25 protein-coding genes are annotated in these 24,643 nt (G+C 41.2%); 13 read left to right on the top strand and 12 right to left on the bottom strand.

Annotation, left to right across the window (positions count from 1 at the left end; translation table 11 throughout):
* Positions 1-94 precede the first annotated feature (94 nt).
* The 5 genes from sstT to HMPREF2607_RS01995 all read left to right on the top strand — a co-directional run bounded on the left by sstT (position 95) and on the right by HMPREF2607_RS01995 (position 5,421).
* Positions 95-1,303, top strand: a complete 1,209-nt coding sequence (sstT, locus tag HMPREF2607_RS01975) for a serine/threonine transporter SstT (RefSeq protein WP_002886576.1) — start codon at positions 95-97, stop codon at positions 1,301-1,303.
* 149 nt (positions 1,304-1,452) lie between these two features.
* Complete coding sequence (locus HMPREF2607_RS01980; protein ID WP_002883782.1) at positions 1,453-2,301, top strand: SAM hydrolase/SAM-dependent halogenase family protein; 849 nt, start codon at positions 1,453-1,455, stop codon at positions 2,299-2,301.
* A gap of 9 nt (positions 2,302-2,310) precedes the next feature.
* On the top strand, positions 2,311-2,856 hold the full coding sequence (locus HMPREF2607_RS01985) for an ECF-type riboflavin transporter substrate-binding protein (protein ID WP_013990055.1): 546 nt from the start codon (positions 2,311-2,313) through the stop codon (positions 2,854-2,856).
* A gap of 65 nt (positions 2,857-2,921) precedes the next feature.
* Positions 2,922-4,598: an ABC transporter ATP-binding protein gene (locus HMPREF2607_RS01990; RefSeq protein ID WP_070475549.1), complete on the top strand. Its 1,677-nt coding sequence runs from the start codon at positions 2,922-2,924 to the stop codon at positions 4,596-4,598.
* Positions 4,591-5,421, top strand: coding sequence for an energy-coupling factor transporter transmembrane component T family protein (locus HMPREF2607_RS01995; protein ID WP_021143559.1), 831 nt, complete (start codon positions 4,591-4,593; stop codon positions 5,419-5,421). Before HMPREF2607_RS01990 ends, HMPREF2607_RS01995 begins: the two co-directional genes overlap by 8 nt.
* A gap of 89 nt (positions 5,422-5,510) precedes the next feature.
* Here the strand turns inward: HMPREF2607_RS01995 and HMPREF2607_RS02000 are convergent, their stop codons facing one another.
* From HMPREF2607_RS02000 to rsmG, 3 genes are all read right to left on the bottom strand, one after another.
* Positions 5,511-6,182, bottom strand: a complete 672-nt coding sequence (locus HMPREF2607_RS02000; protein WP_021143560.1) for a potassium channel family protein — start codon at positions 6,180-6,182, stop codon at positions 5,511-5,513.
* A gap of 39 nt (positions 6,183-6,221) precedes the next feature.
* Positions 6,222-7,586, bottom strand: a complete 1,365-nt coding sequence (locus HMPREF2607_RS02005) for a TrkH family potassium uptake protein (protein WP_081051370.1) — start codon at positions 7,584-7,586, stop codon at positions 6,222-6,224.
* A 68-nt stretch (positions 7,587-7,654) separates the two neighbouring features.
* Positions 7,655-8,368, bottom strand: coding sequence for a 16S rRNA (guanine(527)-N(7))-methyltransferase RsmG (rsmG, locus tag HMPREF2607_RS02010; RefSeq protein ID WP_049529060.1), 714 nt, complete (start codon positions 8,366-8,368; stop codon positions 7,655-7,657).
* Positions 8,369-8,666: 298 nt separating this feature from the next.
* On the opposite strand from rsmG, the gene HMPREF2607_RS02015 reads away from it, so the two are divergent.
* From HMPREF2607_RS02015 to HMPREF2607_RS02050, 8 genes are all read left to right on the top strand, one after another.
* On the top strand, positions 8,667-9,203 hold the full coding sequence (locus HMPREF2607_RS02015) for a DUF177 domain-containing protein (protein ID WP_002883813.1): 537 nt from the start codon (positions 8,667-8,669) through the stop codon (positions 9,201-9,203).
* Positions 9,204-9,358: 155 nt separating this feature from the next.
* Positions 9,359-10,048, top strand: a complete 690-nt coding sequence (locus HMPREF2607_RS02020; protein WP_002883757.1) for a response regulator transcription factor — start codon at positions 9,359-9,361, stop codon at positions 10,046-10,048.
* Positions 10,045-11,574 (top strand): HAMP domain-containing sensor histidine kinase, encoded by a 1,530-nt coding sequence (locus HMPREF2607_RS02025; protein WP_048673865.1) that lies wholly within the window; start codon positions 10,045-10,047, stop codon positions 11,572-11,574. The genes HMPREF2607_RS02020 and HMPREF2607_RS02025 overlap by 4 nt, the downstream gene beginning before the upstream one ends.
* A gap of 121 nt (positions 11,575-11,695) precedes the next feature.
* Positions 11,696-12,175: a transcriptional regulator NrdR gene (gene nrdR / locus HMPREF2607_RS02030; protein WP_002883820.1), complete on the top strand. Its 480-nt coding sequence runs from the start codon at positions 11,696-11,698 to the stop codon at positions 12,173-12,175.
* Entirely contained in the window at positions 12,172-13,347 is a 1,176-nt protein-coding gene (locus HMPREF2607_RS02035; protein WP_021143563.1) for a DnaD domain protein, read from the top strand. Before nrdR ends, HMPREF2607_RS02035 begins: the two co-directional genes overlap by 4 nt.
* 3 nt (positions 13,348-13,350) lie before the next feature.
* Positions 13,351-14,253, top strand: a complete 903-nt coding sequence (dnaI, locus tag HMPREF2607_RS02040) for a primosomal protein DnaI (RefSeq protein WP_002883792.1) — start codon at positions 13,351-13,353, stop codon at positions 14,251-14,253.
* 104 nt (positions 14,254-14,357) lie between these two features.
* Positions 14,358-15,668: a ribosome biogenesis GTPase Der gene (gene der / locus HMPREF2607_RS02045; protein WP_002886596.1), complete on the top strand. Its 1,311-nt coding sequence runs from the start codon at positions 14,358-14,360 to the stop codon at positions 15,666-15,668.
* 64 nt (positions 15,669-15,732) lie between these two features.
* Positions 15,733-16,362 (top strand): ribonuclease P, encoded by a 630-nt coding sequence (locus HMPREF2607_RS02050; RefSeq protein WP_070475552.1) that lies wholly within the window; start codon positions 15,733-15,735, stop codon positions 16,360-16,362.
* Between the two features lie 34 nt (positions 16,363-16,396).
* On the opposite strand, the gene serS is transcribed toward HMPREF2607_RS02050, so the two are convergent.
* The 9 genes from serS to HMPREF2607_RS02095 all read right to left on the bottom strand — a co-directional run bounded on the left by serS (position 16,397) and on the right by HMPREF2607_RS02095 (position 24,558).
* Complete coding sequence (serS, locus tag HMPREF2607_RS02055; RefSeq protein WP_070475556.1) at positions 16,397-17,674, bottom strand: serine--tRNA ligase; 1,278 nt, start codon at positions 17,672-17,674, stop codon at positions 16,397-16,399.
* A gap of 209 nt (positions 17,675-17,883) precedes the next feature.
* Positions 17,884-18,258: a DUF956 family protein gene (locus HMPREF2607_RS02060; protein WP_002883765.1), complete on the bottom strand. Its 375-nt coding sequence runs from the start codon at positions 18,256-18,258 to the stop codon at positions 17,884-17,886.
* Positions 18,259-18,336: 78 nt separating this feature from the next.
* Entirely contained in the window at positions 18,337-19,248 is a 912-nt protein-coding gene (locus HMPREF2607_RS02065; RefSeq protein WP_002883717.1) for a PTS system mannose/fructose/sorbose family transporter subunit IID, read from the bottom strand.
* Positions 19,249-19,262: 14 nt separating this feature from the next.
* Positions 19,263-20,078, bottom strand: coding sequence for a PTS mannose/fructose/sorbose transporter subunit IIC (locus tag HMPREF2607_RS02070; protein ID WP_048790689.1), 816 nt, complete (start codon positions 20,076-20,078; stop codon positions 19,263-19,265).
* A gap of 67 nt (positions 20,079-20,145) precedes the next feature.
* On the bottom strand, positions 20,146-21,138 hold the full coding sequence (locus HMPREF2607_RS02075; RefSeq protein WP_002883770.1) for a PTS sugar transporter subunit IIB: 993 nt from the start codon (positions 21,136-21,138) through the stop codon (positions 20,146-20,148).
* Between the two features lie 265 nt (positions 21,139-21,403).
* On the bottom strand, positions 21,404-21,790 hold the full coding sequence (locus HMPREF2607_RS02080; RefSeq protein WP_014633902.1) for a DUF956 family protein: 387 nt from the start codon (positions 21,788-21,790) through the stop codon (positions 21,404-21,406).
* Positions 21,791-21,802: 12 nt separating this feature from the next.
* Positions 21,803-22,717, bottom strand: coding sequence for a PTS system mannose/fructose/sorbose family transporter subunit IID (locus HMPREF2607_RS02085; protein ID WP_014633903.1), 915 nt, complete (start codon positions 22,715-22,717; stop codon positions 21,803-21,805).
* Between the two features lie 15 nt (positions 22,718-22,732).
* Positions 22,733-23,533: a PTS mannose/fructose/sorbose transporter subunit IIC gene (locus tag HMPREF2607_RS02090; RefSeq protein ID WP_002886606.1), complete on the bottom strand. Its 801-nt coding sequence runs from the start codon at positions 23,531-23,533 to the stop codon at positions 22,733-22,735.
* Between the two features lie 17 nt (positions 23,534-23,550).
* Entirely contained in the window at positions 23,551-24,558 is a 1,008-nt protein-coding gene (locus tag HMPREF2607_RS02095; RefSeq protein WP_002889985.1) for a PTS sugar transporter subunit IIB, read from the bottom strand.
* Positions 24,559-24,643: the final 85 nt, after the last annotated feature.

Below are 24,643 nucleotides of genomic sequence, written 5' to 3' on the forward strand. Positions count from 1 at the left end.
TTCTCATGCCTTGACGATTTCAGATATTTATCATAGTATGGAAGCTATCGAATGCTTTATGGTTGGCTAACCATAAAAAAGGAGTTAATGAGTTATGAAACGTTTTATTTCAACTTGGAATAGGACCAGTCTAATTAAGCGTATTGCCATTGGTGTGGTAGTGGGTGCTGTGCTTGGTTTGCTTGTTCCTAAGTTTACGGTTATTGGTCTCTTGGGAGACATGTTTGTTGGTGGTTTGAAGGCAATTGCCCCACTTTTGGTCTTTGCCTTGGTTGCCAATGCCCTTTCCCAAACGCGAGAAGGTCAACAAAGCAATATGAAGACAGTTATTGTTCTTTATCTCTTTGGGACCTTTGCGGCTGCTTTGACGGCTGTTATCTCTCACTATATTTTTCCAATTTCTCTGAAGTTGGGAGCAGCTGCAGCGACTAAAGCGACAGCACCTCAAGGTGTGGGAGAAGTCTTTAAAGATTTATTGCTTAAGATGGTGGATAACCCTGTCAATGCCTTGGCTCAAGCTAACTATATTGGTGTTTTGGTATGGGCAGTTGTCTTTGGTTTTGCCATGCGAGCAGCTAGCAATCACACGAAGGATTTGCTTAATACCTTGGCAGAAGTGACTTCACAAATCGTTCGTTGGATTATCAACTTGGCCCCATTTGGTATCCTTGGTCTTGTCTTTAATACTATTTCTGAGAATGGTGTTGGTGTTTTGGCAGATTATGGGGTCCTAATCCTTGTTTTAGTGGGAACAATGGCCTTTGTTGCCTTGGTTGTTAATCCAATCATTGCTTTTGTGATGATGGGCAAAAATCCTTTCCCACTAGTTTTCCGTTGTTTGAAAGACTCTGGGATTACAGCCTTCTTTACTCGCTCGTCAGCAGCCAATATTCCAGTTAACCTTCAACTTTGTAAGGATCTTGGTTTGAATCCTGATACCTATTCGGTTTCTATCCCTTTGGGGTCAACTATTAATATGGCTGGAGCAGCCGTGACAATCAATGTCTTAACGCTTGCTGCAGTAACGACTTTGGGAATTCAGGTCGATTTTGCGACAGCACTCATTCTTAGTGTGGTTTCAGCTATTTCTGCTTGTGGTGCTTCAGGTATTGCTGGAGGATCCCTCCTATTAGTGCCAGTGGCATGTAGCCTCTTTGGTATCTCAAATGATTTGGCCATGCAGGTTGTCGGTGTCGGCTTTATTGTAGGTGTTATTCAAGACTCTTGTGAAACAGCCCTTAACTCTTCAACAGATGTTCTCTTTACAGCAGTAGCAGAAAAGAGCCGTTGGAAGAAAGCATAGCTAATTGTATAAGGTCGGCCTATTTGGCTGGCTTTTTGATTTAGAGAAAACATAGTCAAAGACTATAGCTAGCTCAAGAATCTATCATCTTTAAAAAGCCCTTAAAATATGGTAAAATAAACCGTTCAAAGAGAAAAGGTAAAACATTTATGACTAATAATTTATTGGTGCTTCAATCAGACTTTGGTTTGGTTGACGGTGCTGTTTCGGCTATGATTGGTGTGGCCCTTCAGGAAGAACCTAGTTTGGGAGTTCATCACCTGACACATGATATTACTCCCTACAACACTTTTGAGGCTTCCTATCGTCTGTTTCAGACCGTTGAATACTGGCCTGAGGGGACAACCTTTGTTTCGGTAGTTGATCCGGGTGTAGGTTCCTCACGTAAAAGTGTGGTTGCCTTAACAAAGACGGGGCAATATATCGTCACACCAGATAACGGGACACTTTCTTATATCAAGAAGGTTGTTGGTATCGAGGCTGTTCGTGAGATTTCCGAGGTTGAGAATCGTCGTAGTAATACAGAGCTTTCTTATACCTTCCATGGTCGTGATGTTTATGCCTATACAGGTGCCAAATTAGCTTCTGGTCATATCAGTTTTGAAGAAGTTGGTCCTGAGTTACCTGTGGACAAAATTCTAGAACTTCCAGTGGTTGAAACCATCATAGAGGATAATTTGGTTCGTGGGGCGATTGACATTTTGGACGTCCGTTTCGGCTCTCTGTGGACCTCTATCACACGTGATGACTTTTACGCGTTGGAACCAAACTTTGGTGATCGATTCGAAGTAACCATCTTTAACAATGATATGTTGGTCTACCAAAACCAAGTTACCTATGGGAAATCTTTTGCGGATGTTCGTATCGGTCAGCCAATTATTTATATCAATTCCCTCTATCGTGTTGGCTTAGCCATTAACCAAGGGTCTTTTGCCAAGGCCTATAATGTTGGTGTAGGGTCTAACTGGCACATTGAAATCAAACGTTTAGGAGATTAAAGTAAGATTATGAAAAATAATTCAATTCGTACAGTAGTTGCGACAGGTATTGGTGCAGCACTCTTTATTATCATTGGTATGTTTGTTAATATCCCTATTTTTGGGAATACTAGCATCCAACTTCAGTATGCTGTTCAAGCCCTATTCTCAGTGATTTTTGGGCCTATTACAGGTTTCTTTATGGGCTTCATTGGCCATGCGCTTAAAGATGGCATCCAATACGGAAATATCTCATGGGCTTGGGTACTTGCAAGTGCTATTACAGGACTTGTAATTGGTCTATTCAACAAAAAATATGATGTGACAACTGGCAAGTTTTCTTTGATGAGTATGATTTGGTTTAACCTAGTACAAGCATTGGCCCTCCTTATTGCCTATGGTATCGTTACCCCTATTGGTGATAGACTCCAATTTGCACAAGCCTGGTCATACCTTTATGCACAAAGTTTTGTAGCTGGCGTAGCTAACTTTATTACAATTGCAATTGGAGGAACCCTCCTTCTTGCAATCTATGCTAGCTCACGTACACAATCTGGTAGTCTTACAAAAGACTAGCATGAATCATAGGAGAGTGGGACTGTCAGTTTGTTTTGATACCTCCTCTCTTTTTTAGTAGAAACATGGATAAATACATTAGTTTTAATCAGTTTACATTTCAATATGATGCGCAAGCAGAAGCGACGCTTAAAGATATCAGCTTTGATATTGCCAAGGGCGAGAAAGTCCTCATCTTAGGTCCTTCTGGCAGTGGAAAGTCGACCCTAGCTCAGTGTCTCAATGGTATCATACCTAATATTCATAAAGGTCAGGCACAAGGCCAGGTAAGGATAGATGGTCAGGATATTTTCAAGCAATCTATCTATGATAAGTCACAGTTGGTATCTACGGTATTGCAGGATCCAGATGGTCAGTTTATTGGCCTAACAGTAGCCGAGGATTTGGCTTTTGCTTTGGAGAATGATTGTGCTGATCAAAGTGAGATGAAAGATAAGGTAGCCCTCTGGGCTGAGCGTCTAGACTTGACCTCTCTTTTGAATCACCGCCCTCAAGATTTATCAGGTGGCCAAAAGCAACGAGTCAGTTTGGCTGGTGTCTTGATTGATGAGAGTCCTATTCTTTTATTTGATGAGCCTCTGGCAAATTTAGATCCTAAATCAGGACAGGAAACCATTGATCTCATTGATAAGATCCACAAGGAGGTGGGAGCTACGACGATTATTATTGAACATCGCCTAGAAGATGTTCTTTATCGTCCCGTTGACCGCATTTTATTGGTCAATGAAGGAGAGCTCCTCTTTAATGGTAGCCCAGATGAGCTCTTATCGAGTACGCTCTTGCTAGAAAATGGGATTCGCGAACCTCTATATGTGACGGTTTTACGTCAGTTGGGATTTGACACAAGGAGTGCACAAAATCTTAGTCAATTAGATGCTTTAGACCTATCTGGCCTTGCTCTGCCAGACAGAGTTTTGAAGGATAAAAAAGACAGTTCGAGTGACTCTATTTTGAAGGTTGAGGGGCTTAGCGTTTCCTATGGAGATAATCCAGCAATCATAGAGGATCTGTCCTTTAGCTTGAAAAAAGGTGAGCGACTAGCGATTGTCGGTAAAAATGGGGCTGGAAAGTCGACTCTTGCCAAGGCTCTATGTGGTTTTGTCCCAAGTCAAGGAAAATTAACTTACAAGGGGCAGGATATTAGCCAGGATAGCATCGCCGAGCGTTCAGAACGTATAGGCTTTGTTTTGCAAAACCCAAATCAGATGATTAGCCAAACTATGATTTTTGATGAGGTCGCTCTTGGTTTGCGTTTGCGAGGTATTGAAGAGGCTGAGGTTGAAGCGCGTGTTCATGAGGTCTTGAAGACTTGTGGTCTCTATAGTTTTCGTAAATGGCCCATTTCTGCGCTTTCCTTTGGTCAGAAAAAGCGCGTGACCATTGCGTCTATCTTAGTTTTGAAACCTGAAATCATTATCTTGGATGAGCCAACGGCTGGTCAAGATTACAAGACTTACACAGATATCATGAATTTCTTGGACAGTCTTCAGAAGCAAGGTCATACGATTGTGATGATTACCCATGACATGCAGCTCATGTTGGAACATAGCGATCGTTGTCTCGTTGTGGTTGAGGGTAAAGTCATTGCAGACGACAACCCTGTTACAATTCTTAATCAGAAGGATTTACTAGAGTCAGCTAATCTCAAGCAGACCTCTCTTTATACTTTGGGTCAGAAATTGTCAAGTGATCCAGTAGAAGTAACCCAGTATTATATCGAAAAAGGAGGCCCTAATGTCTAATCGTTTAATTGGTTATCAGTCCGGTCAAGGTTTCCTCTATGATTTGTCTGGGGCAAGTAAGATGCTTTTCTTTATCTTGGTTTCAGTTGCCTGTATGGCAACCTATGACCCCCGCTTTATCCTAGCAGTAGGCTTACTTTCCATTTATCTCTTTTATTTGGCTAAGATTCGTTGGCGAGATATTTCTTTTGTTGTTAAGATTATTGGATCCATTGCCCTCTTTAATTTACTTATGGTCTACCTTTTCGCACCTGGTTATGGTGAAGAAATTTACGGGGCAAAGACAGTTCTTATTGAAGGCTGGGGACGTTTCTATCTGACCAGTCAGGAGCTTTTTTACCTTGCAAATCTATTGCTCAAGTATTTTTCAACGGTTCCTCTTGCCATCCTATTTCTCATGACTACCCATCCAAGTCAGTTTGCGGCTAGTCTTAATCAGATTGGGATTCCTTATAAATTTGCCTATTCCGTTAGTTTAACCTTGCGTTATATTCCAGATGTCCAAGAAGAATTCTTTACGATTCGTAAGGCTCAAGAGGCTCGTGGTTTGGATTTGTCGCAAAAGTCGGGATTGGTCAAACGTATTCGCGGGAATCTCCAAATTGTTCTTCCACTAATTTTTTCATCTCTCGAACGAATTGATACCATATCGACAGCTATGGAGCTACGTCGATTTGGTCGCTATAAAAAACGTACCTGGTATGTGCATAAATCTTTGATGAAACAAGATTACCTTGTCATCGTGTCAGCTATTCTTTTATTGGGGATTAGTATAGGCTTAATCTTCCTCAATCATGGTCGTTTTTACAATCCATGGGGATGATATTCTTGGCTTTTAGTAAAAGTATGCTATTAAGCACAACTAAAAACGTTCCAGTCTTGTCTAGATGAACGAGATTGGAACGTTTTTTGTTATTTTAAATATCCTAAATAATCAAATTTTTCTAGTGTTCGATTGTCAGCGACAACTAGTATGATCCCTTCATCAGGTAGTTTCTTACTTGGGTCAAAGTGGGTGTTTAACTTGCCACTTTTCTCATCTCTAAAACCAATAACATTGACGTTATAATTTTGTCTTAGATTTAAAGTATGCAAGGACTTTCCAGCCCATTCACTAGGAATTTTAAGTTCAATTAAAGCTACGTCATCCTCTAAATGAAAAACATTTGATATGTTATAGCGGAGGATATTTGAAGCCAATTCTTTTGCTGTGCTACGTTCAGGAGTGATGACCCAGTTAGCACCCATTCCGTAAAGGACTTCCTCATAATTGTTATTCATAGCTTTGGCAATAATATTCTTAATACCAAGTTTTTTGCACTGCAAGAGCGCTAGCGCAGACGATTCTAGGTGTTCTCCAGTTGCAATAATGACTGAGTCGCAAGTATCGATACCAGCAGAACGTAGAAATTCAATGTCAGTAATGTCCCCAACAGCAGCCTTAGTCACCTGATCAGCAAGGTAATCAATTGTTGTAGCATTATTATCTAAGGCAATAACCTCTTGTCCAAAAGAAGAGAGTTCGGTTGCAATAGTTTGTCCAAAGATTCCCAAACCAAGGACCCCAATAATTTGTGTTTTCATATAAAATCCTTTCAGAATATTGTCAATTAATAAAATAGTTTAGCCGACTGAAATGTCAGTTGGGGCATAAGAGATATGTTTTTCTTTTTTGGTCATCAAGCTCAAGAGAACAGTGATAGGTCCGACACGGCCAATGAACATCAGAGCCATGATAACGAGGCGTCCTAGGGTATTTAGATTAGGGGTCAAATCCATTGAAACACCAACGGTAGCAATGGCTGATACACTCTCAAAAAGTAGGCCTAGTGGTGAGAGTGTAGGATTAGTTTCCAGCAAAATAACATAGCCGACAAAGAGCATCGTTAGGAAAAAGAGTATAACAGTGAATGCTTGCAAAATGGTTTTGTTAGATATAATACGGTTTCGAAAAACCACGCTCGAGTTACCAGATAGCTCTGACTTAAAAAGTAGGAACATGATAGAGGCAGTTGTCACCTTGATACCACCCGCAGTTCCTCCAGGGCCACCCCCAATAATCATTTGAATCATAAAAAGAAGATTTGTGGAGAAATCTGCATTGGTATAGGAAATAGTTGCAAAGCCAGCGGTACGCATGGTTACAGTCTGAAAGAAACTTACCAGAAGTTGTTGCCAGATATTGAGAGTACCGATTGTCTTAGAGTTATCCATTTCCAGTAACCAAGCAAGTAGTGTTCCTCCTAATAGGAGACAACCTGTACTTATAAGCACAAGACGGCTTTGATTACTGAAAGGTCTACAAGCTAATTTCCAATTCCTTGGACGATCTTTAATATAACGTCTTATTAGTTGAATCAAATCAATCCAAACTGCAAATCCCAAGCTTCCAGACATGATGAGAAAAGCTACAGCAAGGTTAATGGTTGGATTGGTTGCATAATCTTGTAAACTGTTAGAACCTAAGTTATCAAATCCAGCATTACAAAAGGCAGAGACAGCTAGAAAGAGACTATTAAAGATACCATGACCAAGTCCAAAACGAGGAATGAAATCAGTCATAATCACAAGTGCTGCCATAGCTTCAATAGAAAAAGTTATTTTATAGACCTTAAAAAGATAAGCCTTCAAATCTTTTTGGTTATCCCTACTAAGTGCGGATTGAAGGAGATCTTGATCGCTCAGTCCTAATTTATTTTTAAGGGTATAGGTACTAAAGGCTATAAGAGAGACTAGTCCAAGTCCTCCTGTCTGCATGAGAAGCATAGAGAGAATTTGACCAAGACCATTGTATGCCTTACTGACCGGGACAACAGAAAGTCCAGTTACACAGACCATTGACACAGTATTGAAGAGATGGTCTAGGTAGCTTGTTTCTGGACTGTTAGCATAGTGGCTTATGGGAAGGCTAAGTAAAATACTCCCCACTATAATGACAAAGACAAAGCTGAGCACAAGCTTTTGCGTGACAGAAAGACGATTTATCAATGAAAACCTCCGAGTTATCATAAGAATAAATAATAATCCAAGGAGCAAGGAACATCCTTGGATAAACGTTATAACGGCTTCTTGTTAGGCATCCCAGCACGACGTGGGTACTTATTTGGGGTTTCTTTTTTCTTATCGACAATGGTGATATTACGTCCATCCCCATTTGGCAGTTTATAGTTCTCATTGAGAATAGGTTTGGCAAAAAGCAAGTTCAAGGCATTTTTAGCATCGGCTAGCTCTTCGTCAGCTGCTGCAGCTTTAAGTGCAATAAGTTGTCCACCCACCTTTAAGAAAGGAATGGTCAATTCTGAGAGAACCTGCATGCGTGCAACAGCACGGGCAGTTACAATATCAAACTGAGCACGGAAGCCCTTGTCTTGTCCAAAATCCTCTGCACGTCCATGATAGAAGTGAACACCGCTGAGCTCAAGTTCATCAGCCAATAGATTTAGGAAATTGATGCGTTTATTAAGAGAGTCAATGATAGTCACATCAAGCTCAGGACAAAGGATTTTCATAGGGAGACTTGGAAATCCAGCTCCAGCTCCGATATCGAGAAGTCGAATAGTCTGATTTTTAATATGTCCTTGGAGAACAGGAGCTAGGGAATCGTAGAAATGTTTGAGGTAGACCTCGTCTCTTTCTGTAATTGCAGTAAGGTTAATCTTTTCATTCCATTCTACCAAGAGCTCAAAGTAGCGTTGGAATTGGTCTTTTTGTTTTTGGCTGAGATCGAACCCCAGTTCTTTCAGAGCCTTGTAAAAATCTTCAGGTGTCATTTTATATTCCTTTTATCTAGTTTCAATGCTCTTATTTTACCATAATTAAGAGCTTTCATCTAACGCTATAAGACAGATGGAAACTAGGTCTGAGTAAGTTTCTCATTAGCTTTGAAAAATGTTCTAAGTTTAAGAAATATGTAATATTAAAGGTGTTATTTTTTCTTAAAAATTTGATATAATACTAATTAAGTCTAAAATCATAATCATGCTCTCTAATGAAAAGTGAATGTAGGGGATTATGGTCTTGTGGATTGAAAATAGATCCCTATGGGGAAATTTAATTTGAGGATTAAAAATGATTTATCTTTCAGAAGTTAGAAAGTCTCCAGAAGGGCTCGCCTTTAACGAAGCACCTTCTTTGTTGGAGTCTATTAAAGAACGCTATGATCAAGTTTTAAATCTTGAACAGATTCAAGCAAGTGGGCAGGTAGCCTATGACAATGGTTTGTACCTTTTGGATTATCAACTTAGCTATGATATTACCTTGCCATCTAGCCGTTCACTTGAACCTGTGACCCTTAGTTTTAACTATCCAGTTTCAGAAACCTTTATACAAGAGGCAGATGCTGCTCTTCAAAAGGAATTAGTCGAAGAAAATCTAGTTCTTATCTTGGATGGGGACACCATTAATCTTGATGAGAGTATTCTAGATAATATTCTTCTTAATATTCCTTTGAGAGTACTAACACCTGAGGAAGAATCAGGACAAATTTCGCTCTCTGGGAATGACTGGGAAGTCTTGTCAGAAGAGGACTTTGCCGCACTTCAACAGGAGAAAAAAGAGGCAAGTAATCCCTTTGCCCAATTGAACGGTCTTTTTGATGAAAATTAATTCAAAAAAACAAACTAAAAATGTTTGACAATTTTAAAAATCTATATTATTATATCATTAGAAGTTAATTTTCGGATTTATTCATTGGGTAGATCTACAGACTTTTTAAGGGAAATGGAAGTCAAAAAATTTTAAGAAAGTGGTAAATACTTATTATGAGCAAACGCATTTTGATTGTTGAAGATGAGAAAAACCTTGCTCGTTTTGTCTCTCTTGAACTTCAACACGAAGGATACGACGTTGTGACAGCAGACAACGGACGCGAAGGACTTGAAATGGCACTCGAGAAAGATTTCGATCTTATTCTCTTGGACCTTATGTTGCCTGAGATGGACGGTTTTGAAGTAACACGTCGTCTCCAACAAGAAAAAGATACTTATATTATGATGATGACAGCTCGCGATTCAATCATGGACATTGTTGCTGGTTTGGACCGCGGTGCTGATGACTATATTGTAAAACCATTTGCGATTGAAGAACTATTGGCACGTATCCGTGCAACCTTCCGTCGCCAAGATATCGAAGCTGCTAAGAATGCACCAGCAAAAGCATCAACTTATCGTGATTTGAAATTGGATGTTCAAAACCGTACAGTTGTTCGTGGTGATGAAGCAATTCCATTGACAAAACGTGAGTTTGATTTGTTGAACACACTTTTGAGCAATATGAACCAAGTGATGACCCGTGAGGAACTCTTGCTTCAAGTTTGGAAATATGATGACGCCATCGAAACAAACGTGGTAGATGTTTATATTCGTTACTTGCGTGGAAAAATCGACGTTCCAGGTAAGGAATCATATATTCAAACAGTACGAGGAATGGGTTACGTTATCCGTGAAAAATGAGTAAATTACAAGATAAATTATTTGGTAAAGTAACCATTAGAAAAAAGTTGACCATGACAACTGCTGTGGTCTTCTTTCTTGTATTGTCGATGTTCACTCTGGTTGTTGTTTTCTCAGCAAATACGCTACTTTTGCAACGTGAACGTCAAAATGTAAACACTACAATCTCAAAAGTTGTTACTTATATCGAAAAGGACTGGGACTCCGACGAAGAGTTGAGTCCAGAACCGCTTTTAGCGGCCCTTTATTCACCTAAAAATATCTATGCATCGATCATTAATGGCGTGCTTTCCGAAAAGCACTCTTTGGATGGTCAGGTTGCGATTTCTAATAAATTATATTCTAACCAATCTGTTTTTGTTTATGACAAAAAGGGAACGTTTATCTTTACTTCTGAGGAGAACACAGATTCGCCTCCAGGTATGTCCGAGGTAAACAAACTGAAGTCAGTTTCCTATAAAGGGAAGCGTGGTTTCTTGCTACAAGTTCCAATCTACGGTAAAGATAAAAAGACCATCGTTGGTTATGCCCAAATCTTCCATGATTTGGAATTCTATTATGCTCTTAAAGAGCGTTTGATTTTCTTATTGATTTTCCTAGAAGTGGGGATGACGGTCCTAGTTATCGCAGCGACTGTAGTTGTCTTGACATCTATTCTGCGTCCGATGAGACAGTTGCACGAAACGATGGGAGTAATCACCGATTCGCCAAGTGATTTGGAACTTCGTTCTAAGATTGAAAGTCACGATGAAATTGGTGATTTGGCGGTTAACTTTAACCGTATGATGGATAAAATCCAAGAAAATAATCAGATGCAGATGCGCTTCTTGAGTGACGTCAGTCATGAATTGCGTACACCGATTGCGGTTATCAAGGGGCATATGGACCTCTTGCAACGTTGGGGTAAAAATGACCCTGAGATTCTTGAGGAAAGTCTTGAGGCTGCCAGTCACGAGGCCAACCGTATGACGATTATGATTAATGATATGTTGGATTCTATCCGTGTCAAAGGATCATTTGAAAATCACAGAAACGATACTTGTGATTTGAATTCTTCAATCCGTACGGTTATTGGTAACTTCCGTGTCTTGCACGAAGACTACCAATTCTATCTCAATGATTTCGAGAGCTCAGAGCGCCCTGCACAGATTTACAGCCAACACTTTGAACAGGCGATTACGATTTTGATTGATAATGCGGTCAAGTATTCTCCTGTTAACAAGGAAATCCAGGTTACAATTAAGGCTCTGGAAGATGAAATGTTGGTACAAGTGCAAGATAATGGTGAAGGGATTTCTAAAGAAGATATTGAGCATATCTTTGAGCGCTTCTACCGTTCAGATAAGGCACGTAACCGTACGACAACGCAATCTGGTGTTGGTATTGGTTTGTCAATCCTTTACCAAATTGTGGAAGCTTATCGTTGTCGTATCGATGTTAGTTCTGAACTTGGTGTTGGAACACGTTTCGACCTTTACATTCCATTTGCGGATGGAGGAACGACGACACCTCAGCTTGAGCTTTAAATCAATTTATAAGAGACTTAAAGTGATTCTTGGTCATGAGCACGCCTCGTTTAGGGCGTGCTTTTTATGTGTTTTTATGGTAAAATAGAGTACCGAATTTCAAAGATTGGTGGTGAAGTGCATGCGTTGTCCAAAATGTCAACATAATAAATCTAGTGTTATCGATAGCCGTCAGGCAGAGGATGGGAATACCATTCGTCGTCGTCGTGAGTGTGATTCTTGTCATGCTCGTTTTACAACATTTGAGCGTGTGGAGGAAGTTCCACTTTTGGTTGTCAAAAAAGACGGTACCCGTGAACAATTCTCTCGCGATAAGATTTTCAATGGTATCTTGATGAGTGCTCAGAAGCGTCCGGTTTCTAGTGAGGATATCGAAAATGCCATCACCCGTATTGAGCAAAACATTCGTCGTAACCATGATGGAGAGGTTGATAGTGATGTCATTGGGAATTTAGTGATGAAAGAACTTGCTGACCTTGATGAAATCACTTATGTACGTTTTGCCAGTGTCTACCGTTCTTTCAAAGATGTTGATGAGATTGAAGAGTTGCTTCAAGAAATCACCAAAACTGTACGTGCGAAAAAAGAGTCTAAAAAATGAGACCTATTGAAGAATTTGTCTATGTTGGCAATCAGGTTATCGTTCCCGATCAGGCAAGTTTGATGCGTTGCTATTATCCCATTATTGGGAGTGAAGGATACGCTCTCTACCAGTATTTCGTGGCTTTTTATGACAATGGTAATCACCGCCATAAGTTTGCGGCTATTCTGAACCATCTTAACTTTGGAATGCAGCCCCTTCAGGAAGCACTGGCGGTTCTGACAGCAGTAGATCTCTTGGCCTTTTACCACTCACCTCAAGGGGTTTATGTTATAGAGCTTAAGTCTCCCTTATCAATTGAGCAGTTTCTAAAACATGCCGTTTATAGTTCACTTCTCGAGCAAAAGATTAGTGAACCAGCAGTAGATGCTTTGAAACCGGCAGGTCTACAAGGCTTGCAAGATTTATCTAAACGTTTTTCGGATGTCTTTACCGATGAGCGTTTGACTCAAAAGTCTGTGTCTGAAATCAAGCCTAAAAATTCGTTTGATTTAAGCAGTTTCAGGAATCGTATGCAGGCTGACGGACTTGTATTTACAGATGAAAAGACAGATGTGCCAGAAATCTATAAATTGTCTGAAACTCATGGCATGAATTGGTATGATACCTATCTCTTAGCGAAAAAGACAGCCGTGAACCACCAGATTATTGTCAAGCGTATGCAGGTGCAATTAGAACAGGCTCAAGCTCAAACATTGGGTGGTGATTCTGCTTTGACGGAGACGGAGAAAAAGATTCTTAAAGCGGTTAGGTCCGAAAAGCCTATAGATTACTTGCAAAGTGCTAAAGGCCCAAGCGGGACTGTGACTAATTCTGAGAAGCAGATTCTCACGGATTTGGCACAAAGAGGCTTTATGGATGAGGTAATTAACCTCATGGTTGCCTACAGTTTGGGACGGACACGTTCAACGAATGTAAATCGAGAGTATATCTCTAAACTTGCCAACGATTTTGCCTTTAAGAATATCGTCACTGCTGAACAGGGGCTTTTAGCTTTGCGTAGTGGTTACGATAAGAAATCACAGCAAGCAAAAGCTGATTCTAAGAAGAAAACAAATGTGCCGAGCTGGAGTAATCCAGATTATGATAATCAAACCAGTCAGGCTGATCAGGCCAAGTTGGATGAAATTAGACGTCGAGCTTTGGCAAAACTAGAAAAAGGAAAGGAGTAGCCTATGGAAAGAGTTGGACAAACCCTAAACCGAACAGGGCATCATGGGTCTGGCAATGCAACAGATTTAACGAAGCAAATTTTAGCGGATCCAAGAGTGGCTAGCTTTATTCAAGAGCATAGCCTAAGCCAGGATGAAATCAAGCGTAGTCTTCCTAAGTTTAATCAATTCCTGGTGGAATGCCGTAAGGTAAAGGAAGGTGATGCCTCGTATATTGCCAAAGGGTATGAACCGATTCTGACCATGAATGAAGGCTACGCTGATGTCACCTATAAGGAGACGCGTCAGCTCAAAGAGCAACAAGAACAGCAGGCTATTGCTAAACGGATTAATTTGGTGAGTCTGCCTCAGTCTTATCGTAAGATTACCTTTGCGGACATTGCTCTAGATGATGTGGCTCGTGTTGATACCTTTGAGAGTCTCGTGGATTTTGTGGCGAATTACCCTAGTCCAGACCAGAAAGGCCTTTATATCTACGGAGACATGGGGGTTGGAAAATCCTTCATGTTGGCTGCTATGGCTCATGAACTTTCAGAGACCAAGAAGGTTGCGACGACCATTATTCATTACCCATCATTTACTATTGATGTTAAAAATGGAATCAAGGATGGTTCTGTCAAGGAGCAAATTGATGCTGTCAAACAGGCGGAAGTTTTGGTTCTAGATGATATTGGTGCAGAACAATTCTCTTCTTGGATTAGGGATGATGTTTTGCAAGTTATCCTCCAGCATCGCATGATTGAGGAGCTGCCTACCTTCTTTACGTCTAACTATAGTTTTGCGGATTTAGAAGCTAAGCTATCCAATGGACGTCAAGGAGACGAGACTTGGCAGGCCAAACGTGTGATGGAGCGTATCCGTTTTCTTGCCAAAGAGGTTCACTTGAAGGGTGTTAATCGCCGTTAGGGTGATCCTAATAATGATAAAGAATAAGAGAGTTTGCTTTCCTTGGTGGAAGTGAGACTGCTAAATGAAGAAAGGAATCCCTATTTAATCAGGGACTTAAACATATGACATTACCTACAGTTGCTATCGTGGGTCGCCCAAACGTTGGGAAATCGACCCTATTTAACCGAATTGCGGGTGAACGTATCTCTATCGTCGAAGACGTTGAAGGGGTAACACGTGACCGTATTTATACCTCTGCTGAATGGCTTAATCGCCAGTTTAGCTTAATTGATACAGGTGGTATTGATGATGTTGATGCACCATTTATGGAACAAATTAAGCACCAAGCTGACATTGCCATGACTGAAGCTGACGTTATTGTCTTTGTCGTTTCAGGTAAGGAAGGCGTGACAGATGCGGACGAGTACGTTGCTCGTATTCTCTATAAGACCAACAAGCCTGTTATCTTGGCGGTAAATAAAGTGGATAACCCTGAGATGCGTGCAGATATCTATGATTTTTATTCTCTTGGACTTGGTGATCCTTATCCAGTTTCATCTGTTCACGGTATCGGTACAGGGGATGTTCTCGATGCTATCGTTGAAAACCTCCCAACAGAAGTTGAAGAAGAAAATCCAGATATCATTCGTTTTAGTTTGATTGGACGTCCAAACGTCGGAAAATCAAGCTTGATTAACGCCATTTTGGGTGAGGACCGAGTGATTGCCAGCCCGATTGCTGGTACTACTCGAGATGCCATTGATACAAACTTTGTGGACAGTGAAGGTCAAGAGTATACCATGATTGACACCGCTGGTATGCGTAAATCTGGTAAGGTTTATGAAAACACAGAAAAATACTCTGTCATGCGTTCAATGCGTGCCATTGACCGTTCTGATATCGTCCTTATGGTTATCAATGCCGAAGAAGGTATCCGTGAGTATGATAAGCGTATTGCTGGTTTTGCCCATGAAGCTGGTAAAGGGATTATCATCGTAGTTAACAAATGGGATACGATTAAGAAAGACAATCATACCGTTGCTAACTGGGAAGCAGATATCCGTGATCAGTTCCAATTTTTGAGCTATGCACCAATTATCTTTGTATCGGCTGAGACGAAACAACGTCTTAACAAGTTGCCAGAGATGATTAAACGCATCAGTGAGAGTCAGAACCGTCGTATTTCATCAGCTGTTTTGAATGATGTTATCATGGATGCCATTGCCATCAACCCAACACCAACTGACAAAGGAAAACGCCTTAAGATTTTCTATGGCACACAAGTTTCGGTTAAACCACCAACATTTGTTATCTTTGTCAATGAAGAAGAGCTTATGCACTTCTCATACATGCGTTTCTTGGAAAATCAAATTCGTCAAGCCTTTGGTTTTGAGGGAACACCAATTCATTTGATTGCTCGTAAACGTAAATAAAAAAAGAGACCAACCAGAATAGAATTTTTATGGGTTGGTCTTTTATCATTGTAAGGAGAAAACGATGTTAGAAAATGTTCAAGCTTATTTATCTAAACAAGGTGTTAAGTATATCAAACCTGAAAAAGCCGGTCCACATCAGGAAGAGATGGAAGACCTCAAGGCACTTGGTCAAGCAGCTCGTAAGGAGATGCAGACTTTAGCAAAACTTCTAGAGGAGCGTTTGGCACCCTTTAAGATGGATCGTGTCAGTAATTGGGCTAATCAAGCACAAATATGTCGTCCGCACTTTTGGTGCTATTACAGGGCCCCTGAGGATAGTTTAGAAGATGTTGCTATGGCGATTCGACTTTATGGTCAGCCTGAAAAATGGGGGATTTCAGTAGAAGTTAGCTTTGTCGAACGGAAAAAATCAGATACTACTTTAGCTAAGCAACATAAGGTCCTAGACTTACCGATTGCACCCTCTCTATACTATTTTGCCCAGGAAAATGGTGTTAGTCATCGTGTGGAAGGAACTGAAGAGAATCGCCAGATGCTTAAAGAAGCAGTTAGAGATGGTCGTGTTCGTAAGGTCTTGGTCAAGTATGATGTCCCTGTGACTGCTAGTGAAACAATGGAAGAGTTGGTAGAAGAACTCGCTGATGGATTCTATAAGTTGAAACCATACTACGAGGAAGCTAATCAAAACTAAAAAAATCTCCAGTTTTTCTGGAGATTTCTCTTATTTATTTTGGTGAAATCACTTCAGCACCACCCATGTAAGGACGAAGAACTTCAGGGATAGTTACTGAACCATCTTCGTTTTGGTAGTTTTCAAGGATAGCGGCTACTGTACGTCCAACAGCAAGTCCTGAACCGTTAAGAGTGTGAAGAAGTTTTACCTTACCATCAGCTTCGTCACGGTAACGGATTTGTGCACGACGGGCTTGGAAATCTTCTGTGTTTGAACATGAAGAAATTTCGCGGTAAGTGTTTTGTGCTGGAATCCAAACTTCCAAGTCGTAAGTTTTCGCAGCTGAGAATCCCATATCGCCAGTACACAAAGTGATGACACGGTATGGCAAGTTAAGTTTTTGAAGGATGTTTTCAGCGTTAACTACCATTTTTTCCAACTCATCATATGAGTCCTCAGGTTTTGAGAATTTGACCATTTCAACCTTGTGGAATTGGTGAAGACGAATCAAACCACGTGTATCACGACCAGCTGAACCAGCTTCTGAACGGAATGAAGGGCTCATAGCTGTGAAGTAGATTGGCAATTCTTTACCGTCAAGGATTTCACCGCGGTAGTAGTTTGTCAAAGGAACTTCAGCTGTTGGGATAAGGACGTAGTCAGTACCGTCAAGCTCGAAAGTATCTTCCTTGAATTTTGGATATTGACCAGTACCGAACATTGAGTCGTGGTTAACCATGTAAGGTGTGATCATCTCAGTGTAACCTTCTTTAGCGTGCTCATCCAACATGAAGTTGTAGATCGCGCGTTCCAATTTTGCTCCAAGGCCTTTGTAGAAGAGGAAGCGAGAACCAGTGACTTTAGCACCACGTTCCCAATCTAGGATACCAAGGTCTTCCCCAAGATCCCAGTGTGCTTTAACTTCAAAATCAAAGTCACGAGGTGTTCCCCAACGACGAACTTCTACATTTTCATCTTCGTCAGCGCCTACAGGAACAGAGTCATTTGGTGTGTTTGGAAGTGTCACAACGATGGCATTAAGCTTTTCATCGATAGCAGCAAGTTCTGCATCAATCTCCTTAATTTCTGCAGAGACTTTTTGCATTGCTGCGATTTGTTCGGAAGCATCTTCTTTGTTACGCTTAGCTTGAGCGATACCATCTGAAGCAATGTTACGTTGAGCTTTGAGTTCTTCAGATTTGATAAGAAGTTCGCGACGTTTAACATCAAGCTCTTTGAGTTCATTTAAAGTTTCAGTAGCGACACCACGTGTAGCCAACTTTTCGGCAAGGGCATCGAAGTCGTTACGAATACGTTTTACATCTAACATAAGTTCCTCCAAAAAGTAAAACACTCCAGTGAAAGTGTTGGAGTGACTTAGGCCACGGTTCCATCCAACTTCACAGGAGTGCACTTGTTTATGTTTTTAATTATTAGAAACGGTAGAATTTCGTAGGTTAACCCTACCTGCTCGCAGCAACCGCAGGCTTTCTGTAAGGGTCTAGCTAGTACTTATCCGTCTGTTATATTATACAAAAATTATGATTTTTTGGCAAATAAACCTTTGAGTCGAGCGCCAATAGTTTGAATAAGAGTTGGTAGCTTGACGACTTTTTCATTGCCAAGATGTTCCCTAGCAATCTTTAGAATTTTCCCAGAATCTTTAGAAGCAAAGAGGAATTTGCTCTTGTCTGTCAACACTTCAAAGTGGCGGCTAATTCTCTTTCCTGAGACATTCGCACCGATTTGTGTGATGCTAGTCCATGGGATTTGAATGTATTGCTCGACATTGACATCTGGGTAGAATTCAAGAGCCACATCTCCTATTAGAAATTTACCGACTTTCCCTCCGATAGCCATGTAGGAAACGCCTGTTGTATGCAGTTCAACTGTTTTGTTTAGTGATTGTGCCATATCTATCTCGCTTTTTGATTGTAGTACCTTTATTATAGCATAAGAAAAGAGTTCAGCTTTGCTAAACTCTTACTCTTTTTACATGATTCCGAAGAAGCTTGCAACAATACCAACTACAAAGAGTCCGATGATGATTGTGATTGGTGAAACTTTCTTCTTAAGCAACCACATACATGCAAAAGTAAGGAGAAGTCCCATCAAACCTGGAATCAATGAATCCAATTGTTTTTGGAGGGTATCCACTTGAATCTTATCGAAGCTAAGTTTGTCATTAACTTGGCCGAGGATAGTCTTAAGTTGGTCACCGCTAACATTGCCTTTAGGCCATTCGATATAGGCACCTTTAGACAAAACTTTACCTGGAAGGTTTACAGTGAAGACGATAGAAACCCAACGTTCAACAAGGACAGCCAAGATGAACATACCAAGGATTGATGCCCCTTTAGTAATATCTTTCAAGATACCACCAGACATGTCTTTAGTGATTTCTGAACCTGCTTTGTAACCAAGTTCTTGAGTGTACCACAAGAAGGCCATACGGATAAGGTTCCAACCGATGAAGAAGATAAGTGGACCAGCGATGTTACCAGCTTGTGCCAATGATGCACCGAGGGCACCAAGGATAGGACGAACTGTGAACCAGAAAACAGGGTCACCGATACCGGCAAGAGGTCCCATCATACCGATTTTAACCCCTTGGATAGCAGCATCTTCGATGTCAGTACCGTTAGCTTTTTCTTCTTCAAGAGCCAAGGTAACACCCATGATAGGAGCAGCTACGTAAGGGTGGGTATTGAAGAATTCCAAGTGACGTTTAAGAGCTGCGGCTTGGTCTTCTTTGTTAGTATAGAGTTTTTTAATAGCAGGAATGAGTGAGTAAGCCCAACCCAAGTTTTGCATACGTTCATAGTTCCATGAACCTTGCAAGAATTGTGAGCGCCACCAAACCTTTTTACGATCCGCTTGAGATAATTGAATTTTTTCAGCCATGAGAGCACCCCTTCCTAGTAGTCTTCCAAGATATCGCCGATTGGGTCGCCTGAACCAGTTGAAGTTCCGCCACCATTTCCGCCACCTTGTTTAGAAAGGTTGAGGTAGATGAAGGCAATAGCGACACCGATAGCACCAAGAGCGATAAGTGTCAATTGGCTAATAGCAGCAAAAGCAAAACCGATGGCGAAGAATGGCCAAACTTCACGAGTTGCCATCATGTTGATAACCATGGCGTAACCAACGGCTACGACCATACCACCACCGACAACCATACCGTGGTTGAGCCAGTCAGGCATCAATCCAAGGGCATGTTGAACAGATTCTGCTGGGATAGCAAGAAGAAGGGCAGCTGGCACAGCGATACGCAAACCTTGAAGAAGGAGGGCGAGGTAGTGTGCACGTTCAACACCAGCGATGTTTCCGCTTTCTGCTGCTTTATCTGCAGCGTGAACAAGGGCAACAGATGCTGTACGAACAAGCATAGTTAGGAAGAGACCGGCAACCGCAAGTGGGATAGCTGTTGCAGTCGCAACACCGATACCTTCAGTTGTGAAGTTACCACCTTTAACCAAAATAATGGCAGCAGCAACAGAGGCAAGGGCAGCGTCAGGAGCGACAGCGGCACCGATATTAGCCCAAGCAAGGGCAATCATTTGAAGAGAACCACCAAGCATGATACCTGCAGTGAGGTTACCTGTAGCAGCACCGATGAGGGTACATGCAACAAGTGGTTGGTGGAATTGGAATTGGTCAAGGATACCTTCAAGACCAGCAAGGAAGGCAACAACTACGACCAAAATTGCAGAAATAATTGACATATCTGACATGGTAATAATTCCTTTTCTATTGAGTTGTGATTAGCTGAGATTATCAACTAATTTATCCGAATGAAGGTTATTGAACGTTAGCTTTTTTGATAAGGTCGAACAAATCTTTCTTAGAATCATTTGGTACCTTACGGACGTCGAATTCAACGCCAAGGTCACGCAATTTTTCGAAGCAAGCAACATCGTCTTTGTCCATAGACAAAACGTTGTTAACCATTGTTTTACCAGTTGAGTGAGCCATAGAACCAACGTTAAGTTCTTTGATTGGCACGCCACCTTCGATAGCACGAAGTGCGTCTTGAACAGTTTCGAACAAGATAAGCGCGTGTGTGTTACCAAAGCGAGGGTCCTTAGAAGCATCAATCAATTTTTGAATTGGAACAACGTTTGCTTTAACCCCATTTGGTGCTGCTTGTTTGATCAATTCTTTACGAAGCTCATCTTTAGCAACGTCATCTGAAGCAACAATGATACGGTCTGCTTTAGAAGCAGGTGTCCAGTTAGTTGCTACCTGACCATGCAAGAGACGTGTGTCCAAACGTGCCAAGTTAATCTTGAGTTTACCATCTCCGATAACTGTCCCTTCTGGGATAGCTCCTTGAGGTGCAGCAGCTTCTACAGGAGCTGCTGTTGTTTCCTCAGCTGGATTAAGCTCCTCTGGAAGTGCCTTGATACCACCCTTAGCTTCCTTGATGATATTAGCAGCAACTTGCTCTGCAGTAGCGTTAGCATCCATCATACGTTCAGTGTATGCTTGGATTAGCATTGGCAAGTTAAGTCCTGTGATGATAGCAATCTTGCGATCTGGATTTTCTCCAGCAATTCGGCTAGCTTGGTTAAATGGTGAACCAGACCAAAGGTCAGCCAAAACAAGAATTTCATCATCAGCATCGAATTGTGCAATGGCGTCGTTGAAGTGAGCGTACAAATCATCAGGACCTTCACTTGGCATGAAAGTTACGACTTGAACTTTCTCTTGGTCTCCAAAAATCATAGAGCCTGATTGGTGGATCCCTTCAGCGAACTTACCATGGCTGGCAATAATAATACCGATACCCATTCGTGTTCTCCTCCTTATAAATTATTATTTCCTAGGCTTAAAAAGACTATCTCCGATTTTTTTCAAGACGCTAAAAAAAGCGTCTCTCAATCTTTTTAAACATAAGAAATCAAGAACAATTATATTGTAAAACGCTTTCACGTAAATGTCAATAGCTAGTGAGATAAAATTTCAAAAGAAGTCAATTTCTTTCAAAAATGAGCAAAATATTATAAAAAGATTGCCCAACTATTAGATTGGACAATCTTTTTATAATATTCGGAGATTATTTCTTCTTGACAATGAGTCGGAAAAGATTCTTAAAGCCTTGTTTGAGAACAACGATGAAGCTAGGTGCTTTTCTTAAACTTTCTCGAGGAATTCTTTTTTGAATTTCTTTCAAAGTTATTCGGCTTTTTCGACTGGCAAAACGGAAACGTCCATTTTGCTTAGTACGGATTTCAAAGCGTGGGATGAATTTACCACCGAAGTAGACATCGGCAATCACATAAGTGATTTCATCCCAAGGAATTTGAACGTAGTCTTGTAACTTCGTATCATTGTAAAATTCGAAAGCCTTATCTCCGACCATGATATTTCCGTAAATAGGCCCTTCACGAAACCAAGTTCCCTTAGTTGTGTGAGCCATTTCGGTATTGAGCGATTTAACCATACCTTGCTCCGATTAGAGTACACCAATAATGTGGAGCACAATAGCTAGAACAAAGATACCCAAAATGATAACGATTGGAGAAACTTTTCTCTTAAGAAGGTACATACAGAGGAAAGTCAAACCAAGGGCAGCAAGACCAGGAATCAATTGGTTCAAGTTATCTTGCAATGTTGTTACCTTGTTGGCTTCGAGTGATTTACCAGCAGCTTGTTCTAGGAAGGCTGCTTTAACACCGGCAATACCTTTTGGAAGTTTATCCCAATCGATATAAGCACCTTCTTGTTGTTTAACAACAGAGACAACTGGTGTGAAGGTAATGCTTACCCAACGTTGGATAAGAGAACCGATAACGAACATCCCCATCATTGATGCGCCACGAGTTACTTGTTGGAGAAGGTTACCTGACAAGTCGTCTGTAATCGCAGTACCAGCACGGTAACCAAATTCTTGAGTATACCATTTAACAGCGGCAACCATAACGTTCCAGAGAACGAAGAAGACGATTGGGCCTAGGACGTTACCTGAAACAGCCAAACCTGCTCCTAGTGAAAGGAAGATTGGACGAAGGGTAAACCAGAAGAGAGGGTCACCGGCACCTGCAAGAGGTCCCATCATACCGACCTTAACCCCTGAGATAGCCGCATCATCGATCTCAGCACCGTTGGCACGTTCTTCTTCCAAGGCAAGCGTAACCCCAAAGATTGGGTTGGCCATGAAAGGTTGTGTATTGAAGAATTCCAAGTGACGCTTAAGCGCAGCAGCACGGTCTTCTTTAGTTTGATAAAGTTTTTTGATTGCAGGAATAAGGGTGTAAGCCACACCACCATTTTGCATACGTTCATAGTTGAATGAAGCTAAAAGGAAGTATGAGCGCAAGAAAGCTTTGAAACGATCTGCTTTTGTTAATTTAATTTTTGAATCAGCCATTTTCTTTCCTCCTAATTAAAAGTCTTCCAGAATTTCACCGAGGGGATCACCTGATCCTCCATCATTTGAAGAACCATTTGAACCACTAGCTTCAAGCGCAAGGTACATAACGGCAAGACAGAGGCCGATGATACCCAAGCTAATCAAGGTCAACTCTTTGAGGGCAGCCAAAGCAAAACCAAGGAAGAAGAATGGCCAAACTTCACGACTAGACATCATGTTGATAACCATGGCATAACCAACGGCTACAACCATACCACCACCGATTGTCATACCTGATTTTAACCATTCAGGCATAGCTTCAAGACCAGATTGTACGAGGTGAGCAGGAATCAAGAGCAAGAGGAGGGCAGGGATAGCAACACGGAGACCTTGGAGGGCCATACCGATAAAGTGCCATCTTTCAACACCAGCGATATCAGCAGCTTCTGCACGGCTATCCATAATATGAGCGATGAAGACAGTTGCTGTACGGACAACCATTGTCAAGGCAAGACCGGCAACAGCCAAAGGCACCGCAAGGGCGATGGCAGGACCAATCCCTTTAGTTCCTTGACCACCCAAGATAAGGATGATTGTAGAAGCTACAGCGGCAAGTGAGGCATCTGGTGCCATGGCAGCACCAACGTTAGCCCATCCCATAGTGATCAACTGTAAGCTACCACCCAACATTACGCCGAGTTCGAGATGACCAGTAACAAGACCGATAAGGGAACAAGCCACAACTGGTTGGTATGTTTCGATTTGGTCGTTAACTGAGCTACAACCGATGATGAAAGCAACAATTACGACTAAAATAATTTGTACTAAACTCATTTATGCATCCTCCAAAATTATTTCTTCTCTGCTAATTTAGTTTCAGCTGACTTAATCAAGGCATCAACGTTTGCTGGGCTATCACTTGGTACCCCACGAACGTCAAATTTGACACCCAATGATTGCAACTCTTTGATAGCATCCACATCTGTTTGGTCAAATGAAAGAGCTTTAGTAACATTGACTTTTCCTTCTTTATAAGCTGAAGAACCAAGGTTGATTTCTTTAACATCAACACCTGCTTTAACAGCAGCAAGAGCATCTTCAACAGATTCAAAGAGAAGCATAGCACGTGTATCACCAAAACGTGGGTCATTGTTTGCTTTAACCATGTTTTTAATTGGGATAACGTGAACTTGAACACCAGATGGAGCGGCTTGTTTAATCATGTTTGTACGAAGTTTATCATGACAAACAGTGTCTGAAACAACGATGATACGGTCTGGGTGAGTTGAGTGAGTCCAACCAGTCGCAACCTGACCGTGGAGGAGACGTGTGTCAACACGAGCCAAAACGTATTTGATTTTTCCATCACCAAGTACTGTTCCTTCAGGAATGGTACCCTTAGGAATAGAAGGTTTAGCGTCTGCTGGTTTAGTGTCTTCTTCAGGAATAAGGCCTTCTGGAAGGACTTTAACGCCTTCTTTTGTTTCCTTATAAATGTTAGCGACAATCTCTTCAACCCCAGCATCAGGAGCTACCATACGTTCCGTATATGCTTGGATAAGCATTGGTAAGTTGAGTCCTGTCACGATAACCATCTTGCGATCAGGATTTTCTTCCTTAATTCGGCTTGCCTGGTTAAATGGTGATCCAGACCAAAGGTCTGCAAGGACTAGAATTTCGTCGTCAGCGTCAAATTGAGCAATGGCATCTTTGAAGTGAGCGTACAAGTCGTCAGGACCTTCATTTGGCATGAAAGTAACCACTTGAACTTTCTCTTGTTCACCAAAAATCATAGAACCTGATTGGTGAATACCTTCAGCGAATTTACCATGGCTAGCAATAATAATACCGATACCCATTAGTGTTCTTCCTCCTTTTATATATTGTTTCTTAGGAATAGAAAAATGATTATTGGTATTAGCATTCATGACATGAAAATGACAA

Origin of the sequence: Streptococcus sp. HMSC078H03 (genome assembly GCF_001808655.1) — a bacterium.
In the GTDB taxonomy this organism is placed as follows: domain Bacteria; phylum Bacillota; class Bacilli; order Lactobacillales; family Streptococcaceae; genus Streptococcus; species Streptococcus salivarius_G.